The organism is Acidobacteriota bacterium (assembly GCA_016716715.1).
GTDB lineage: Bacteria > Acidobacteriota > Thermoanaerobaculia > UBA5066 > UBA5066 > Fen-183.
Window position 1 is genome coordinate 391,655 of sequence record JADJVE010000001.1, and the last position, 17,126, is coordinate 408,780.

The window sequence follows — 17,126 nt, forward strand, 5'->3', positions numbered from 1 at the left end:
GCGTGGGGCGCCTCCGCCGTCTCTCCGCTCCCGGCCTCGCGATCGCGTGCGCCCTTCTCGCCGGCCCCGCAGCCGGCGGGGACATCCGGCTGACCGTGTCGGTCCTGACTCCGGACAAAACGACCGCGCCGGGCGCGGGCGCCGTCGTCTGGGTCGTGGATGCCGCGGCCGCGAAACTAGCGGCAGGGTCGGCGAAGGCGAGGATCGCCTCGAAGAGCAAGCGCTTCGACCCGCACGTCGCGGTCGTGCCGGCCGGCGGCACCGTCCAGTTTCCGAACCTCGACGGGATTTACCACAACGTCTTCAGTCTCTCCGAGAAGGCCCGCTTCGACCTCGGCCTCTACCGCAACGGCGCCTCGCGGGCGATGACGTTCGAGAACCCCGGGCCCGTGAAGATCTACTGCAACATCCATCCCCAGATGGCGGCCGTCCTCCTCGTGATCGACGGCGGAATGTGGGCGCAGGCGGGAGCGGACGGGACGGCCGTTCTCGCGGGCGTGCCGGCGGGGAAGGCGACGGTCCGCGCGTGGGACGAGAGGGGCGGCGACTTCACGGCGGTCGTGGACGTGCCCGCGACTGGAACGGTCCCGCTCGCGGTCTCCCTCGACGGCTCGGGGTGGCGCGAGGCCGGCCACAAGAACAAGTACGGGAAGGACTACCCTCCTCCCGACGACGATGGCAACCGGTACTGACGACACGCGCCGCGCAGCCTCCGGGGAGGTGACGCGCGCCACGCTTGCCGAGGGCGAAGCGCCGCGCGCGATCCGCGCGGCGGAGGAGTCGACGTTCGTCGCGCCGGCGAAGCCCGCTCCGGCCGGCAAGCCCGCGCGCGGGCCGGGCCTCGCGACACAGTTCTTCGCCGGCGCCGCCGTCCTCGTCGTCGCGACGCTCGGCGCCGCCATCGCCGTCGGGACGTGGCGCGCGAACGAGGCCGCCGAGAAGAGCATCCGAGAGAGCCTCCGCGACCTGCCCGGCGTCGTCGGGTCGTATCAGATCAGCCTCGAGGAGAGCCTCCGGCGCCAGCTCACGAGCGTGGCGGACGAGCCGGGGACGAAGGGCCTCTTCGCACTACGCGACCAGAGGACGCTCCACGACTGGACGGTCGACAAGGCGCAGCGGGGAAAACTCGACGCGGGGGCGGTCTTTCTCTTCGACGAGCGTGGCGTCCTCCTCGACCGAAGCGACCAGGAGGTCACCGAGGAAAACCGCCGTTCCTTCGCGTCGGTGAAGTGGGTCGCCGACGCGCTCAAGGGCATGCCGTCCACCGCGGTCATCCGCGAGAAGGCGAAGCTCTCGTACGTCGCGTCGGTTCCCGTCCTCTCGGGCGACGCATCCGTCGGCGAGGGACGGCTCGCGGGGGTGCTCGCGGCCGCCGTCCCGCTCGACGCGGCGCGCGCGAAGGCGCTGCAGGGCATCACGAAGGGGCAGGCCGGGTTCGTCGCGAACGTCGGCAAGCGCGGCGAGGGGCCGGCCCTCGAGCTGTCGGCGTCCACGGAGGGCTTCCGCGGCGACGCGCTCGTGCCGGCGCTCGCGGCGCAACCGGCGGCCGTGGACACGCTTTTCGCGCAGGGCCGGCCCGTCGGCCCGATCGACGTCGTCCTCGCGGGCGAGCGGCGCATCCTCGGGGCCGTCCCTCTCAAGAGCGCGTCGGGCGAGACGCTCGGCGCGTTCGTCGTCTCGCGCTCGCGCGAGGAAGAGACCGCCGCCTTCCGGAGGATCCGCGACACGCTCCTCGGGGTGGGCGCCCTCGCGCTGCTCGTCGCGCTGCCCGTGTCCTTCGTCATGGGCCGGCGCATCGCGCGCCCTCTCGAGGAGCTCGCGGACGGCGCCGCGGCGATCCGCGAGGGGAACCTCGACGTGAAGCTCCCGGAGGCGGGCGGCGGCGAGGTGGGCGCGCTCGCTCGCGCGTTCTCGGCGATGGTGGGCGAGCTCAAGGAAAAGGCCGCGCTCGAGCAGATGGTCGCGGGAATCCGCCGGGATCGCGACGCGACGCGCGGCGAAACGCTCGCGGCGCGCGTGCCGGCGCCCGATGCCGCGGCGCGGGCGTTCGCGGGCCCGCGCGTCGGGACGCTCTTCGCGTCGCGGTACGAGGTGACGGCCCTCCTTGGAAAGGGCGGGATGGGCACCGTCTACCGTGCGATCGACCGCGAGCTCGACGACGAGGTCGCCCTCAAGGTCCTCCTTCCGGACGCGTTCGACGAGGGCTCGGGCGCGACCCAGACGCTCAAGCAGGAGATCCGGCTCGCGCGGAAGATCACGCACCGCAACGTCGTCCGCACGCACGACCTCGGCGAGGCCGAGGGCGTCCGCTTCCTCACGATGGAGTACGTGCCGGGGACGACGCTGCGCGACATTCTCGACCGCCGCGGCGTCGTCGCGCTCGCGCCGGGCCTCCAGATCGCCAAGCAGCTCTGCCGCGGCCTCGCGGCCGTGCACGAGGCCGGCATCGTCCACCGCGACATCAAGCCCCCGAACATCATGGTCCTGCCGAACGGCGTCGTGAAGCTCATGGACTTCGGCATCGCGCGCGCCGCGGGCGGCGACGACCCCGGCGACGGCTCCACGGTCGGGACGCCGTACTACATGAGCCCGGAGCAGGCGCGCGGCGAGACCGTGGACGAGCGCAGCGACATCTACGCCGTCGGCGTCGTCCTCTACGAGATGTTCACGGGCACGCGGCCGATCGGAGGCGCGACGCCGGTCGAGGTCATGCGCCGCCACCTCTCGGTCGAGCCGGCCCCGCTCACCTCGCTGAGGCCCGACCTCCCGGCTCTCCTCGAGCGCCTCGTCGCCGCGTGCCTCGCGAAGAGCCCGGAGAAGCGCCCGCCCTCGGCGTCCGACCTCGCGGACGCGCTGCTCCGGCTCGGCGAGTAGCGCGGCGAAGGACGGCGGGCGCTCTCGTCCCCCCGGAAGGGCCGTTCGTCCCCGTTTTCGGCACCGAGAGAAACCCGCTGCGGCCGGCGCGCGTCTCCCGCGCGGAGGAACCACGCATGCCTGCCTCGACTCGTTTCGCCCGCCGCCCGGCGCTCTTCACCCTTCTGAGCCTCTTTCTCTTTTCTTCGATTTCTCTCTCCCACAACGGCGTCCGGCACGACTACAGGCTCGCCGGCGGGAAGTGGTTCGACGGCAAGACGTTCGTCGAGAGAACTGTCTACTCCGTCGGCGGCGTCCTGCGCGACGCGTGGGACGGGCCCGTCGAGGCGACGCTGGACCTTTCCGGGACGTTCGTCGTCGCTCCATACGCGGACGTCCACACGCACGACCTCGGCGGCGGATCCGACGCCGAGGGCCGCATCAAGGAGCGCCTGAGGCAGGGTGTCTTCTACCTGAAGAACACGAACAGCGTCCCGCGCTGGGCGGCGCCGTTCAAGCCTCTCGTGAACCGGCCCGAGAGCGTCGACGTCGCGTGGGCGAACGGCGGGCTCACGGCGGCGGGCGGCCACCCGATACAGATCTACGAGAACGTCGTCGCGCGCCCGCCCGTTCCGGACTGGACGAAGGCCGATCTGCCCGACCAGGCGTACGTCGTCGTCGACGATGCGGCGGCCCTCGACGCGAAATGGCCGAAGATCCTCGCGGGGAAGCCGGACTTCCTCAAAATCTACCTCGAACACTCCGAGGAATTCGCGAAGCGGAAGGACGACCCGGCGTTCTTCGGGAGGAAGGGCCTCGACCCGGCGCTCGTCCCGGCAATCGTCGCGAAGGCGCACGCCGCCGGCCTGCGCGTGACCGCCCACGCGCGCACCGCGGCGGACTTCCGCGCAGCGCTCGCGGGCGGCGTCGACGAGTTCGCGCACCTGCCGCTCGCGCGCCTCACCGCCGAGGACGCACGCCGCTGCGTCGAACGCAAGGTCACCGTCGTCACGACGACGCTCGGCCACTGGGACCGCGAGGGGATCGCGGACGTCGACGCGATCCACCGCGAGAATCTCGCCCTCCTGAAAGCGGCCGGCGTGACCGTCGTCTTCGGCGTGGACGGGCATCCGCCCCTCCTCGCCGAGGTCGAGAACGTCAGGCGGATGGGCGTCTTCGACGACGCGGCTCTCCTGAGGATGCTGGCGTCCGACGGCCCGAGGGCCGTGTTCCCGAAGCGGAAGATCGGCTGCCTTTCCGAAGGTTGCGAGGCGAGCTTTCTCGCGCTGGAGGCGAACCCGCTCGAGGACTTCGCGGCGCTCAAGAAGATCCGGACGCGGATGAAGGAGGGGCTCGTCCTGCGCGGGGTCGACGGCGCCGCACCCGCGGCGGCGCCTCCTCACGGCTAAGAAGGGTACTTCGCCCGCATCGCGGCCACGGACTTGACCAGAATCTTCTCGAGCACCTCATGGTCCAGGTCTGCGAGCCTCTTGACGTAGAGGCAGGAGACGCTCTTCCTGTGCGTGCCCAGACGGGGGAAGAGGGACTCGGAGCCGCGAAACCCCCTCGCGACGTAGAGGACGGTCGCGGCCTTGCGCGGCGAGAAGCCGACGAGCGGCATGTCGCCCTCGCGCCCGCTTTCGTAGACGTAGTGGCAGCTGCCGAACCCGACGATCGACGGCCCCCACATCTTCGGCCTTTCGCCGCTGACCGCCTGCATCAGCCTGACGAGCGCCCGCGCGTCGGCGCGCCGCGTTTCGTCCTCAACAGTTCCGATGAACGCCGCGACGCTCACCTTCGTCGGTTTCGTCTTGTTCTCCGCCATTACTTCGCCACCACGGGTTTCCAGATCCATTCCCGCGCGGCAGGTTTGCCGCCTCTCGTGCCCTCGATGCGCGCGGTGAGCGTGCCGTCCGGGTTCTTCCGATAGGAGATGCGCCGCGGAAACTCGAGCGCGCTCTCGAAGGCGGCGCTCGTCGCGTCGATCGCGGCGAGCGGAAACGGCGTCGCAGGCTTGCCGCCCGGGCTTGCAAGGTAGACGAGCGTCTCGCCCTGCTGCTCGATGCGCAGGAATTCGAATTCAATCGCCTTGCCGTCCTTCACGGTGCGCCCGAGACCGAGCATGAGCCCGCCCTTCGGGGCGAGCCAGACCTCCTCGACCTCGGCTCCGCCGGACGGCGCACTCCAGCTCCCGGCCATGAACGCGAGCTGTTCCAGGCGGGCGGCCGGTCCCTCCGCCGCGGCTGGAAGGGCATTGACCACCGCGCATAGGACGAGCATCCGAATTTTCATACTCTAAGAAATCCCCCTCTTCTGTCCTCAGCTCTTCGCGATGAAACCCCAGGGCGCGTTCTGGCGCGCGTGCGCGTCGAAGACGCCGCGGGGGAGCGCGGGATCGTTCTCGGACATCGTCGCGCGCTGCGGGCGCACGACCGAAAGAAGCGTCTCCTTGTGGTTCTTCACGAGGCGGCGCACGGGCGCGCCGGCGGCGGCCTCGAGGAGGATCGGCGTGGCTTCGGGGCCCATCTTCGCGAGCCACGCCTCCCAGATCGCCTCGACGACGGGCATCCCGCGGAACGACACGTTCGGCATCTTCCGGAATGCGGCGTCGAGGCGCTTCATCTTTTCCTCGAGCGCGGCCGGGTCGTCGAGGCTCTCGTTCTCGAACGGCGTGTGCGGCTTCGGGATGAACGCGTTCACCGTCGGGACGAGCGTCCCGACGCGTCCGCGCACGCGGCCCTCCGCGAGGAAGACCTCGCGCAGGCGGTCCACGAGGCCGACGATGTCGTCGACGTCCGCGTCCGTCTCGCCGGGCAGCCCGACCTGCAGGTAGAGCTTCAGCTGCGTGATGCCCGAGCGCGCGATGAGGCGCACCTTCTCGAGCAGCATCTCGTCGGAGACCTTCTTGTTGATCGCGCGGCGGAGGCGCTCGTTGCCCGCCTCGGGCGCGATGGCGAGCGCGCGCTCGCCCTGCGCCGTCAGGATCCCTAGGATTTCCTCCGAGATCGCGTCGATCTTCACGGACGACAGTGCGATGTGGTACTCGAGCGCCTGGAGGCCGCGCAGGATCGGGAGGATCTCCGGGTGGTCCGCGACGGCCGTCGCGATGAGGCCGACGCGGGACGTGAGCGGGCGGTTTCGTCGCGCCACTTCGAGGACGTGCTCGGCCGAGACGCGCACCTGCGGGGCCATGGCGTACGCGGCCCAGCAGAAGCGGCACATCTCCGAGCAGCCGCGTGCGATCTCGATCAGAAGCTTGTCGGAGAGCTCCGTGTGCGGCGTCAGGATCGTCGTGTGCGGCGGCTCGCGCAGCGGGCCCTCGGCGGCCTTGAACTGCTGGACGACGATCTTTCCCTCGTCGGCGGACTCGGCGCGCGCGCCGTGGACCGCGGGGACGTAGAGCCCCTTGACGTCCGCGAGCGCCGCGATCGTCGCGTCGCGCGAGAGGTCCCGCCGGAGAATGTCCGCGATCGCCGGGACGATCTTCTCGCCGTCGCCCATCGCGAAGACGTCCACCCAGAGGGCGAGAGGCGCGGGGTTGATGCGCGCGCAGTCGCCGCCGACGAGGACGATCGGGTCGCCTTCGCCGCGCTCAGCACGCTCGAGGGGGATGCGCGCCGCCGGCAGGAGCCGCAGGAAGTTGACGTAGTCCATCTCCCACGAGATCGAGAACGCCACGAGCGGAAAGTCGCCCAGTGGCGTGTCCGTTTCGAGCGTGCGCGGGCCGCGGAGGTCGCCGTCGTCCTCCACGAAGAAGCGGTCGCACGCGACGTCGTCCTCGCGGTTGAAGAGGCGATAGACCCACTGGAAGCCGAGGTTCGACATCCCGATCTCGTACGAGTTCGGGAAGCCGAGCGCGACGCGCGTCCGCCCGTGGCGGGACAGGCTCTCCGTCGAGCGTTCGGCGGCGAGCAGCGTGCGGCGTCGGTCAGGCCGGGATTGGGTCACTGTCCTCCGTGATCCCCTCGAACAGTATGGTCGAGAGGTACCTCTCCCCGGTGTCCGGGAGCATCGCGAGGAGGACGGAGCCCTCCGGCGCCTTCTCGGCGACCTTGACGGCCGCCGCGAACGTCCCCCCCGACGAGATGCCGCAGAAGATGCCTTCCTTGTGCGCGAGGGCGCGCGCCGCGTCGCGCGACTCGGTGTCGCTCACGAGGACGGCCTCGTCGTAGACCTTCCGGTTGAAGACGCCCGGGACGAAGTCGGCGTTCCAGCCCTGGACCTTGTGCGGGGCCCACGTTCCCTTCGTGACGATCGGGGCGCCCTCGGGCTCCGTGTAGACGATCTTCACGTCGGGCCGCGCGGCCTTGAGAACCTCTCCGACCCCCGTGAGCGTCCCGCCCGTTCCGATGCCGGAGACGAAGTAGTCGAGGCGCTTCCCTTCGAAGTCGCGCAGGATCTCGGGTCCCGTCGTCTTCCGGTGGTACTCGGGGTTCGCGGGGTTCTCGAACTGGTCCGGCATGTACCAGCCGTGCCGGGCGGCGAGCTCCCGGGCCTGCTTCACCATCCCCGACGCGCGGTTCGCGGCCGGGCTGAGGATCACCTTCGCCCCGAGGCCCTTCATGAGCTTGCGGCGCTCGACGGAGAACGAATCGGCCATGATCGCGACGAACGGGTAGCCCTTCACGGCGCAGACCATCGCAAGGCCGATCCCGGTGTTGCCCGACGTCGGCTCGACGACGGTCTGGCCCGGCTTGAGGACCCCGCGGCGCTCCGCGTCCTCGATGAGCGCGATCGCGAGCCGGTCCTTGACGGAGCCGAGGGGGTTGAAGGCTTCGCACTTCACGTAGATCGTGCGGCCGGCCGGCGCGAGGCGGTTGACGCGAACGACGGGGGTGTTGCCGATGGTGCCGAGGATGCTGTCGTGAATCACGTCGGTTCTCCTCCGGTGGAGCATGATAAGGACGGGAGCGTGACATGAAATCTAGAGTCTCAATCTCAACTTTCATCGTCCGTGTCGCCCTCGCGGCGTTCGTGCTCGCATCGCCGGCCCTCGCGCAGGGCGGCGTCTCCGAGTGGCCGCGCGAGTTCAAGACGCCGAAGGGCAACACGATCGTCATGTACCAGCCGCAGGCCGAGACCTTCCAGGGCGACCGTGCGACCGGCCGCGCGGCCGTGTCCTTCCTGAAGAAGGGCGAGGCGGCGCCGAAGTTCGGCGTCATCTTCTTCAGCGCCCGCGTCACCGTGGACCGCGACACCCGCCTCGTGTCCGTCCTGGACATGAAGGTGAACCGCGTGCGCTTCCCCTCGATCACGCCGGAGGGCGAAAAGAAATTCACGGACAACCTCGAGGCCGAGGTGCCGAAGTGGGACCTCGTCTTCTCCTACGACCGCCTCCTCGAGAACGTGAAGGTCGCCCAGCGCGAGAAGAAGAGCGCCGAGGGCCTCAAGCACGACCCGCCGAAGATCGTCTTCGCCGAGGAGCCGTCCGTCCTCCTGTCGTTCGACGGCGAGCCCGTATTCCGCGAGGTCGAGGGCGCGCCCGTGAAGGTCGCCGTGAACACGTCTCTCCTCGTCGTGAACGACACGCGCAGCGGGCGGTACTACCTCTCCGGCGGAAAGAAGTGGTGGTACGAGGCCGCGAGCCCGCTCGGCCCCTGGCGCACCGTCGGCGGCCCGCCGGCCGACATCGCGGAGTTCGCCGCGAAGGCCCAGTCCGAACAGAAGAAGGAAGCCGCCGATGCGGCCGGCGAGGACGGCACGGAGAGCGCGGCCCCGCCGCGAGTGGTCGTCGCGACCGAGGCCACCGAGATCGTCGTCACGGAAGGCAAGCCGGCCTTCAAACCGATCTCGGGCACGGACGGCAACCTTCTCGCGGTGGACAACACCGAGGGCGACGTCCTCCTCGACGTCCCGAAGCAGGACTATTACGTCCTGCTCTCGGGCCGCTGGTTCAAGGGCAAGAGCCTCACGCCGGGCGGCGCGTGGACGTACGTCGCGCCCGACGCGCTCCCCGACAGCTTCGCGAAGATCCCGCCGGAATCCGATTCGGGCGACGTGCGCGGAGCGGTCGCGGGCACGGACGAGGCCGAGGACGCCGTTCTCGACGCCCAGATCCCGCAGACGACCGCGGTGAAGCGCGCCGAGGCGACGCTCCAGGTCCAGTGGGACGGCGAGCCGAAGTTCATCGGGATCGACGGCTCGGCGACGTCCTACGCCGCGAACGCGTCGACGTCGGTCCTCCAGATCCGAGGTCGTTACTACGCGTGCGAGAACGCGGTGTGGTTCGTCTCCGATTCGCCGGACGGCCCGTGGAGCGTCGCGGATTCCGTGCCTGAAGGCGACATCGACGCGATCCCGCCGAGCGCGCCCGTCTACAACGTGAAGTACGTCCGCATCTACGACGCGACGGAGGACGTCGTCACGTTCGGCTACACGCCCGGCTACACGGGCGTCTACCCGTGGCACGGCACCGTCGTCTGGGGCACGGGCTGGTACTACCGGCCGTGGGTCGGGCCGACGTACTGGTGGCCGCGCCCCTACACGTGGGGCCTGTCCGCGCACTACAACCCGTGGACGGGCTGGGGCTTCGGCACTTCGTGGAGCTACCCGTTCTTCAGCGTGAGCTTCGGCTGGGGCGGCTGGTTCCAGCCGCGCGGCTGGCACCGGGCGCCCTATGGGGGCTGGGGCGGCGGCTGGCACCGGCCCGGTGGCTGGGGCTGGTACGGGCCCGGCGGCTATCGCCCGCCCGCGGTCATCGCGGGCCACTACTGGGGCGGCCACGGCGGCGGCTCGTGGAACCGGCCGCTCCCGAACGCGCGGCCTGGCGCGGTGCGCCCCGCGGTGCGCCCCCTCCCCGGCGTGCGCCCCGGCATCGGATTCCGTCCGCCGTCGCGCGACATCCGTCCGCCCGCGCAGTCCAACATCTACAACCGCCTTCCGGCGAAGTCGCGCGACGTCCCGCGGCCGCCGTCGACGATCGACCGTCCGAGGCCGTCGGGGTCGAGGCCCAACAACGTTTACGCCGACCGGAACGGCGAGGTCTACCGCCGCACGAAGGAAGGGCAGTGGCAGCAGCGTGAGTCCGGACGCTGGAAGCCGAGCGACGGCGGTGCGACGGCGAAGCCGGGCGGCGCGGGACCCGCAACGCGTCCGCCGAACGTCGGGCAACCCTCGGTGACCACGAGGCCCTCGCCGAACGTGTCGCGGCCCGCGCCGCGCCCCGAGCTGGACCGCGATTTCTCGGCGCGCCAGCGCGGAGACGAACGGGTGCGCGAACGCAGCAGGGACTCCAGCACCCGCCAGCAGAGTGTGTCCCGCCCGGCACCCCAGGCGGCCCCGCAGGCGCGCCCGGCTCCGCAGGCGGCTCCCCAGGCCCGTCCGGCGTCCCCGCCGTCCGGCGAGCGCAGGAGCGGAGGCGACAGGAAGAAGAACTGAGCCAGAGGGTTAGCATGCACCGGCCCCGGAGAGAACCTTCGGCTCCGGAATCCGTTTCTAGAGGTTGAGGAGCTGCGATGTACTACGTCATCGGGGCCAATGGCAGTCAGTACGGTCCGGTCGATGAGGCGACTCTGCGCGCCTGGATCGCCGAAGGCCGCGTCGGCGCGCCGAGCCTTTCGTTCAAATCGGGCGAGGCGTCCTGGGCGCCGCTTTCCACGCGTGAGGAATTCCGCGACCTTCTCGTCGCGGTGCCGGCGGCCTCTCCGTCGGCCACGCCCGCGGCCGGCGCGCCTCCCGTCGCGCCTCCGCCGTATCCGGCGCAGCAGGCGCCGCTCGCGCCCGGCGAGCGCGACTGGCTCGTGGCACTCCTGCTCTCGATCTTCCTCGGGACGTTCGGCGTCGACCGCTTCTACCTCGGCCAGGTCGGTCTCGGCCTCCTGAAGCTGTTCACGCTCGGCGGCTGCGGGATCTGGTGGCTGATCGACGTGATCCTGATCGCGACGAACACGCTCCGCGACGTCAACGGCGCGCTGCCCGTCAAGAGAATGTAGGGCTCAGGGCTTCGGCGCGGGCGCACTCTTCACGGCCGCGCCCGCGACCGTGACCTCGGCCGTCCAGCCGAACGCAGCGGCCGCGTCCGAGAAGAGGCCCGCCGCGTGGCGCGCGGCGGCGTCGAAGAGGCCGGCGTCCTTCGCGGACTTCGCGAGAGCGGCCCGCGCCCACGTCGTCCAGCGCGTGCGGTCGTCGGGCGTGATCGGGTTGAGGAAGCCCGACTTCTCGTCGAACCATTCCAGCCGGTCGTCGACGGAGAGGATCTGCGCGGCCGGGAGGCGAACCTTCACGATCCGGCGCGTCTCGTCGGCCGAGACGTCGAAGCCCTTGTCGAGGTCGAAACCGCCCATGACGCGGCCCCTCAGGCGCAGCGTCGCGTTCTTCGGCACGTCGAAGACGAGGATCGTCCGGACCTCCTCGACCCTGAGGACGTCCGAGATCTCCATCTGGACGGTTGCGAGACGGGCGATTTTCTTCACCGCGGTCACGACGGGCGCGGCGCCCGGCCCGCGGGAGGCCGATTTCCCGGCAAAAAAGCCGAGGGCGAAGAGGACGGCGGCCGCGGCGAGGGCGGCGAGGAGGCCGAGGATCAGGCGGCGGCGCATGAAGCAGGAAGACTAGTCCCGTCCAGCCCGGTTTGGTGCGAAAGTGGCCCGAAAACGTCGCCCGGCCTGGGCGGATGTGCCGCCGTCCGGGCGATAGAATCGGACGGGACTCGGAGGACGCATGACCACGAAACTCTCGCGCATCGCGCTGGGCGCTTCGCTCGCGCTGCTTCTCGCCGCGGGCGCCGCTCTCGCTGGGCAGCAGGGTCGCATCACGGGCAGGGCGACGGACGGCAAGGGCGTCGCGCTCGCCGACGTCAAGATCACGATCACGACGAAGTCCCTCACCAACTTCAAGGTCGAGCTGAAGACCGACAAGGACGGCAAGTGGGGGACGATCCTCAACGACTCGACGATTCCGTACCACTACAAGTTCGAGAAGCAGGGGTACATCGGCGTCGAGCAGGACAAGAAGGTCCCGATCGGCGAGTCCCAGGTGCTCGACGTCCAGCTCCTCACGCAGCAGCAGGCGATCGAGACGGGCGTCGTCAAGGCGGTCGACGATCCCTTCGTGACCGCCTACAACGCCTCGGTCGAGGCCTACCAGGCCGACAACCTCGACGTGGCGTGGGCGAAGGCGCAGGAGGCCGTGAAGGCCGGGCCCGACAAGGCGAACGGCTACGACCTCGCCGCGAAGATCGCGCTCAAGAAGAAGGACTGGGACGGCGTGATCGCGATGGGTGAGAAGTCGCTTTCCCTCGAGAACGACAACCCGCCGCTCATCGGCATGCTCATGGAGGCGTACCGCAACAAGGGCGACAAGGCGAAGTTCGCCGAGTACGAGAAGAAGTACATCGCGGCGAACCCCGACCAGCCCGACGTCATCTACAACCAGGCGGTCGAGCTCTACAACAAGGGCAAGTTCAAGGACGCCGAGCCGCTTCTCGCGAAGGTCGTGGAGGCCAAGCCCGACCACGCGAAGGCGCATTACCTTCTCGGGATGTGCGACGTGAACCTCAACAAGATCGCGGACATGAAGAAGCATCTCGGTGAGTACCTCAAGCTGGAGCCGAAGGGCGCCGACGCGGCCGCCGCGAAGGAAATGCTCGACGCGTTCAAGTGACCGCGTGACGCCGTTCGTCATCGGGATCGCGGGCGGCACCGGCTCGGGCAAGACGACCGTCGCCCGCGCGATCGTGAACCGCGTGGGGGAGGAGCGCATCGCGTTTCTCTCCCACGACGCCTACTATCGCGACTTCGTCGACCTCCCGAAGGACATCCTCGACGGCAAGAACTTCGACCACCCGGACTCGCTCGAGACCGAGCTGCTCGAGCGGCACCTCAAGGCGCTCAAGCAGGGCATGGTCGTCGAGATGCCCGTTTACGATTTCAAGGTCCACCGCCGCGCGGCCGAAACGAAGCGCGTCGAGCCGCGCAAGGTCATCCTCGTGGACGGCATCCTCATCTACGTCGAGCCCGAGCTCCGGAAGCTCTTCGACGTGAAGATCTTCGTCGACACGGACTCCGACGTGCGGCTCATCCGGCGCATCCGCCGCGACATCGCCGAGCGCGGACGCACGGTGGACAGCGTCGTCTCGCAGTACGAGAACACGGTGCGGCCGATGCACCTCGAGTTCGTCGAGCCCTCGAAGCGCTACGCGGACCTCATCATCCCGGAGGGCGGAGAGAACGCCGTCGCCCTCGAGTTCCTCTTCGCCCGCCTGAACGCGATCCTCGCCTGAGGCGACTCCGGCGGGGCAGAATGCGCGCATGAGAAACCGTCTCGCCGCGTCCCTCCTCGCCGTCGGCCTGTCCGCTCCCGCCCTCGCCGCCTCCCCGGACGCCGCCGCCCGCCTCGCCGGCCGCGCCGTCGGGGATACGCCGCTGATCTCCGACACGCGGGAGCTCTGCGACACGATCGGCGGCCGGCCCGTCGGGTCGCGCGCGAACACGCGCGCCGTGGCGTGGGCCGCCGCGAAATTCAAGGCGGCCGGCGCGGACGCCGTCCGGAACGAGGCGTTCCCGGTGCCCTTCCTGTGGCTGCCCGGCACGGCGGAGCTCGCGATCGTCTCTCCGGAGAGCGTCTCTCTGCGCGTCGTCGCGTGCCCCGCGGCGCCCTCCACGCCCGGCGCGATCACCGCGAAGGCGGTGGACGCCGGCGAGGGGACCGACGCGGACTACGCGCGCCTCGGCGCGAAGGCGAAGGGCGCGATCGCCGTCGTCCGGTCGAAGGAGATGAAGACGGCCGACGACCTCTTCGGTGAGTACATGCGCAACGGCGCGATCTTCGACGCCGCGAAGAAGGCCGGCGCGGCCGCGGTCCTCCTGCAGTCCACCCGGCCGCGCGGCCTCCTCTATCGCCACCCGGTCGGCCTCGGCCGCGAGCTGGCGCCGCTGCCGGCCGCGATGGTCTCGCGCGAGCACGCCGCGCGTCTCCTGCGCCTCGCCGAGGCGGGCGACGTCACCGTGCGCCTCGACGTGGCGAACAAGACCGGGCCGGCCTACGAATCGCAGAACGTCGTCGCCGAGATCAAGGGGGCGGAGAAGCCGGACGAGGTCGTCCTCCTCGGCGCGCACCTCGACTCGTGGGACCTCGGGACGGGCGCGAACGACAACGGCGTGAACGTGGCGCTGCTCGTGGACGTCCTGCGCGGGATCAGGGAGCTGGGGCTCAAGCCGAAGCGGACGATCCGTTTCGTCGCGTTCAACGCCGAGGAGCTCGGCATGTGGGGCTCGGCCGAGTACGTGCGCGCGCACGCGAAGGAGATGGGGAACATCGCCGCGGTCGTGATCTTCGACGTCGGCTCGGGCCGCACGACGAACTTCTACCTGAACGGGCGCGAGGACCTTCGCAAGCCCGCCGACGCGGCGCTCGCCGGCGTCGCGGGCCTCGTGGGCGTGCCGCACACGCTCGAGGGCGTGGACGGGACCGACAACTTCGACTTTCTTCTCTCGGGCGTCCCGAACTTCGTCGCGAACCAGGACTGGGCGCCGTACCTGCCCGACTACCACGCCGAGTCGGACACGTTCGACATGGTGGACGCGCGCGAGGCGCGCGCGAACGTCGCGATCGCCTCGGCGCTCGTGTGGGGTCTCGCGAACTCCGACGCCCGCGCGCCGCGCCAGTCGAAGGCCGAGGTCGACAAACTCCTGAAGGACACGAAGCTCGACGAGCAGATGAAGGCGATGGGGCAGTGGGACGACTGGGTCGCGGGTAAGCGCGGCGTCTCGAAGTGACTACAATCGCGCCCCTGTGAGCAGCTTTCCGCCGGTCCCCGAACAGATGGACCTCCTCCTCAAGGGCGTCGAGGCCTGCGAGAAGAGGGAGGAGCTCGAAAAGAAGCTCGCCCGCTCCCTGAAGACGGGCAAGCCGCTGCGCGTGAAGGTCGGGTTCGACCCGTCCGCGCCCGACCTCCACCTCGGCCACACCGTCGTCTTCCGCAAGATGCGCCACTTCCAGGAGCTCGGCCACGAGGTCGTGTTCCTGATCGGCGACTTCACGGGAATGATCGGCGACCCCACGGGCAAGAAGGCCACGCGCCCCCAGCTCACGAAGGACGAGATCCTCGCGAACGCCGAGACGTACAAGGCCCAGGTCTTCAAGATCCTCGACCCCGTGAAGACGCGCGTGATGTTCAACTCCGAATGGCTCTCGGCGCTCGGGGCCGAGGGGCTCGTCCGCCTCTGCGCGAAGTACACGGTCGCGCAGCTTCTCGAGCGCGACGACTTCGCGAAGCGGTTCAAGGAGCAGAAGCCGATCGCCGTCCACGAGCTCCTCTATCCGCTCTGTCAGGGCTACGACTCCGTCGCGCTGGACGCGGACGTCGAGCTCGGCGGCACGGACCAGCTCTTCAACCTCCTCGTCGGGAGGGGAGCTCATGCGCACGTGGGGCAAGGAGCCGCAGTGCGTCCTCACGCTGCCGCTCCTCGTCGGGACGGACGGCGTCGAGAAGATGTCGAAGTCGCTCAACAACGCGATCGGCGTCACGGAGCCCCCGAACGAGATCTTCGGCAAGGTCATGTCCGTCTCGGACACGGCGATGTGGGCGTACTGGACGCTCCTCACGGATCGCCGGCCCGCCGAGATCGAGGAGATGAGGGCCGCCGTCGCGACCGGGACGCTGCACCCGAAGAAGCTGAAGATGGACCTGGGCCTCCAGATCGTCTCGGACTTCCACGGCGAGGCGGCCGCGTTCGCGGCGCAGGAGGAATTCGAGCGCCGCTTCGCGGGGGCGGGGGGAGCGGTCTCGGCCGAGGAGCTGAGCCTCGGCGCCCTGTTCCCCGGAGAAGAGAATTCCTTTGAAAGGGGAATTGGCGATCTGCTCGTCGCCACGGGTCTCGCGCCGAGCAAGAACGTCGCGCGCCAGAAGGTCAAGGAGGGCGCCGTGTCGGTCTCGGAAGACGGACAGACGTGGACGAAGATCGACGCGCCCGCGCACGTGCTGCGCCTCGACGCACCGGCCGGAGTCTTTCTTCGAATGGGTAAGAGATTCGTCCGCGTAAAGCCGTGAAACGCACTCTTCTACTCGTCGGCGGCGCCGGGCGCATGGGCCGCCGGCTCGCGCCGCACTTCCGGAAGAAGGGCTACCGCGTCCTGATCGCCGACCCCGCGGGGCGCGTTCCGGGCTACGCCTCGGCGGATCTCGGAGCCGCCGCGTCCGCCGACGTCGTCTGTGTCGCCGCGTCCCTCGACGCGTCGCCCGCGGCGCTCGAGGCGGTCCTCGAGCGCGCGCCGCGCGGCCTCGTCTTCGACATCGCGAGCCTCAAGACTCCGCTTCTCCCGCTCTTCGGGCGCGCCCGAAAGGCGGGCGTCGCGATCGCGTCGACGCACCCGATGTTCGGGCCCACGGCTGTCTTCCGCGGCAACGACTTCCTCGTCCTCGACTGCGGCGACGCGGCCGCGGCCGCGCGCGTGACGCGCCTCTTCTCGGGCGAGGGCCTCCGGATCCGCCGGATGCCCGTGACCGAGCACGACCCGTGGGCGGCCCGCACGATGGGCCTCGCGCACGTCGTGGCGCTCGCGTGCGCGGGAGCGCTCGTGCGCCTGAAGGTGGACGCGTTCGACGTGGACGGCCGCGCGACGACGTCCTTCCGCCGCCTGCTCGACCTCGTCGCGTCCCTCCTCGACCAGGATCCCGCGCTGACGCGGGCCATCCAGACGCAGAACCCGGATGCGCCGTGGGCCGCCGAGGTGCTCGCCGAGGAAGTGGAGGCCTTCCGCGTCGCCCTCTTCGCGCCCGACCCCGGCCCGCTCGCCGCGCGAATCGGCGCTCTGCGCCGCGCCCTCGGCCGCGGATGACGCCTGCCCTGAGGCGCGGGGCCGCGGCCCTCCTCGCCGCGGCGGTCCTTCTCGTCCTCGCGTGGCGCGCGTGGGAAGCCGTCGCGCCGCTCGACGTCTCGTTCTCCGTGATGGGGAAGTTCTGGCGCGCGTCGACGCAGGCGCGGCTCCTGAACTCGCGCCTCTTCCGGCGCGAGCCGAACTTCGGCGTCGCGCTCCTCGGGCGCGACCGGTCCCTGTCGCTCGGCGCGGACGTCGTCCTCACGGTGCCTCCGGCGCTGCCGGACGCGGCCGCCGAGGAGATGCGCCGCAAGGCGGCGTTCGTCCTCGCACCGCGGCGCGTGGCGCTCGCCCGCGGGGAAACGGGCCGCGAAGGGTTCGCGCTCGCGGCGGTCCCTCCCGGGGGAGCGCCGTGAGGCGCTCCGCCTCCCGCCTCGTCGGCGCGGCGGCGCTCCTGCTCCTCGTCCTCGGCGTCTTCACGGCGGGCGTCTTTGCGATGCGCGAGCCCTTCGCCCTCA

15 protein-coding genes and 1 pseudogene are annotated in these 17,126 nt (G+C 70.4%); 11 read left to right on the forward strand and 5 right to left on the reverse strand.

Annotated elements, in window-relative coordinates:
• Nucleotides 1-2: 2 nt before the first annotated feature.
• The 3 genes from IPL89_01730 (at nt 3) to IPL89_01740 (ending at nt 4,262) form a co-directional block, all read left to right on the forward strand.
• Nucleotides 3-692 (forward strand): hypothetical protein, encoded by a 690-nt coding sequence (locus IPL89_01730; protein MBK9061912.1) that lies wholly within the window; start codon nt 3-5, stop codon nt 690-692.
• Nucleotides 676-2,874: a protein kinase gene (locus IPL89_01735; protein MBK9061913.1), complete on the forward strand. Its 2,199-nt coding sequence runs from the start codon at nt 676-678 to the stop codon at nt 2,872-2,874. The genes IPL89_01730 and IPL89_01735 overlap by 17 nt, the downstream gene beginning before the upstream one ends.
• Nucleotides 2,875-2,990: 116 nt before the next feature.
• On the forward strand, nt 2,991-4,262 hold the full coding sequence (locus IPL89_01740; GenBank protein MBK9061914.1) for an amidohydrolase family protein: 1,272 nt from the start codon (nt 2,991-2,993) through the stop codon (nt 4,260-4,262).
• Here the strand turns inward: IPL89_01740 and IPL89_01745 are convergent.
• From IPL89_01745 to cysK, 4 genes are read right to left on the reverse strand one after another with little or no spacing between them, the layout of a single operon-like run.
• Complete coding sequence (locus IPL89_01745; GenBank protein ID MBK9061915.1) at nt 4,259-4,678, reverse strand: DUF1801 domain-containing protein; 420 nt, start codon at nt 4,676-4,678, stop codon at nt 4,259-4,261. The genes IPL89_01740 and IPL89_01745 overlap by 4 nt on opposite strands.
• Nucleotides 4,678-5,133, reverse strand: coding sequence for a hypothetical protein (locus tag IPL89_01750; protein MBK9061916.1), 456 nt, complete (start codon nt 5,131-5,133; stop codon nt 4,678-4,680). Before IPL89_01750 ends, IPL89_01745 begins: the two co-directional genes overlap by 1 nt.
• A gap of 39 nt (nt 5,134-5,172) precedes the next feature.
• Nucleotides 5,173-6,801 carry a radical SAM protein gene (locus IPL89_01755; GenBank protein MBK9061917.1) on the reverse strand — a complete coding sequence of 543 codons (1,629 nt, stop codon included), beginning with the start codon at nt 6,799-6,801 and terminating at the stop codon, nt 5,173-5,175.
• On the reverse strand, nt 6,782-7,726 hold the full coding sequence (cysK, locus tag IPL89_01760; GenBank protein ID MBK9061918.1) for a cysteine synthase A: 945 nt from the start codon (nt 7,724-7,726) through the stop codon (nt 6,782-6,784). Before cysK ends, IPL89_01755 begins: the two co-directional genes overlap by 20 nt.
• Before the next feature lie 101 nt (nt 7,727-7,827).
• Here cysK and IPL89_01765 point away from each other — a divergent pair, with 101 nt between their 5' ends.
• Both IPL89_01765 and IPL89_01770 read left to right on the forward strand, forming a co-directional pair.
• On the forward strand, nt 7,828-10,230 hold the full coding sequence (locus IPL89_01765) for a carbohydrate-binding family V/XII (GenBank protein MBK9061919.1): 2,403 nt from the start codon (nt 7,828-7,830) through the stop codon (nt 10,228-10,230).
• Nucleotides 10,231-10,307: 77 nt separating this feature from the next.
• Complete coding sequence (locus IPL89_01770; protein ID MBK9061920.1) at nt 10,308-10,784, forward strand: NINE protein; 477 nt, start codon at nt 10,308-10,310, stop codon at nt 10,782-10,784.
• Nucleotides 10,785-10,787: 3 nt separating this feature from the next.
• On the opposite strand, the gene IPL89_01775 is transcribed toward IPL89_01770, so the two are convergent.
• Nucleotides 10,788-11,390 carry a DUF4230 domain-containing protein gene (locus IPL89_01775; GenBank protein ID MBK9061921.1) on the reverse strand — a complete coding sequence of 201 codons (603 nt, stop codon included), beginning with the start codon at nt 11,388-11,390 and terminating at the stop codon, nt 10,788-10,790.
• Nucleotides 11,391-11,511: 121 nt separating this feature from the next.
• Here IPL89_01775 and IPL89_01780 point away from each other — a divergent pair, with 121 nt between their 5' ends.
• The 6 genes and pseudogenes from IPL89_01780 (at nt 11,512) to IPL89_01805 (ending at nt 17,024) form a co-directional block, all read left to right on the forward strand.
• A complete protein-coding gene (locus IPL89_01780; protein ID MBK9061922.1) occupies nt 11,512-12,453 on the forward strand; it encodes a tetratricopeptide repeat protein in 942 nt (313 codons plus the stop codon).
• 4 nt (nt 12,454-12,457) lie between these two features.
• Entirely contained in the window at nt 12,458-13,072 is a 615-nt protein-coding gene (gene udk, locus IPL89_01785; protein ID MBK9061923.1) for a uridine kinase, read from the forward strand.
• A 28-nt stretch (nt 13,073-13,100) separates the two neighbouring features.
• On the forward strand, nt 13,101-14,567 hold the full coding sequence (locus IPL89_01790; GenBank protein MBK9061924.1) for a M20/M25/M40 family metallo-hydrolase: 1,467 nt from the start codon (nt 13,101-13,103) through the stop codon (nt 14,565-14,567).
• 46 nt (nt 14,568-14,613) lie between these two features.
• Nucleotides 14,614-15,841: pseudogene (locus IPL89_01795) on the forward strand (tyrosine--tRNA ligase).
• Complete coding sequence (locus tag IPL89_01800) at nt 15,838-16,629, forward strand: prephenate dehydrogenase/arogenate dehydrogenase family protein (GenBank protein MBK9061925.1); 792 nt, start codon at nt 15,838-15,840, stop codon at nt 16,627-16,629. The pseudogene IPL89_01795 and the gene IPL89_01800 overlap by 4 nt, the downstream one beginning before the upstream one ends.
• Nucleotides 16,626-17,024 (forward strand): hypothetical protein, encoded by a 399-nt coding sequence (locus IPL89_01805; GenBank protein ID MBK9061926.1) that lies wholly within the window; start codon nt 16,626-16,628, stop codon nt 17,022-17,024. The genes IPL89_01800 and IPL89_01805 overlap by 4 nt, the downstream gene beginning before the upstream one ends.
• Nucleotides 17,025-17,126: the final 102 nt, after the last annotated feature.

Bases quoted from the DNA above. Each gene is read 5' to 3' on its own strand.
- IPL89_01735 (MBK9061913.1), top strand. From the start codon at position 676: ATGGCAACCGGTACTGACGACACGCGCCGCGCAGCCTCCGGGGAGGTG.
- IPL89_01740 (MBK9061914.1), top strand. From the start codon at position 2,991: ATGCCTGCCTCGACTCGTTTCGCCCGCCGCCCGGCGCTCTTCACCCTT.
- IPL89_01745 (MBK9061915.1), bottom strand. From the start codon at position 4,678: ATGGCGGAGAACAAGACGAAACCGACGAAGGTGAGCGTCGCGGCGTTC.
- IPL89_01750 (MBK9061916.1), bottom strand. From the start codon at position 5,133: ATGCTCGTCCTATGCGCGGTGGTCAATGCCCTTCCAGCCGCGGCGGAG.
- IPL89_01770 (MBK9061920.1), top strand. From the start codon at position 10,308: ATGTACTACGTCATCGGGGCCAATGGCAGTCAGTACGGTCCGGTCGAT.
- IPL89_01775 (MBK9061921.1), bottom strand. From the start codon at position 11,390: ATGCGCCGCCGCCTGATCCTCGGCCTCCTCGCCGCCCTCGCCGCGGCC.
- IPL89_01780 (MBK9061922.1), top strand. From the start codon at position 11,512: ATGACCACGAAACTCTCGCGCATCGCGCTGGGCGCTTCGCTCGCGCTG.
- IPL89_01790 (MBK9061924.1), top strand. From the start codon at position 13,101: ATGAGAAACCGTCTCGCCGCGTCCCTCCTCGCCGTCGGCCTGTCCGCT.
- IPL89_01805 (MBK9061926.1), top strand. From the start codon at position 16,626: ATGACGCCTGCCCTGAGGCGCGGGGCCGCGGCCCTCCTCGCCGCGGCG.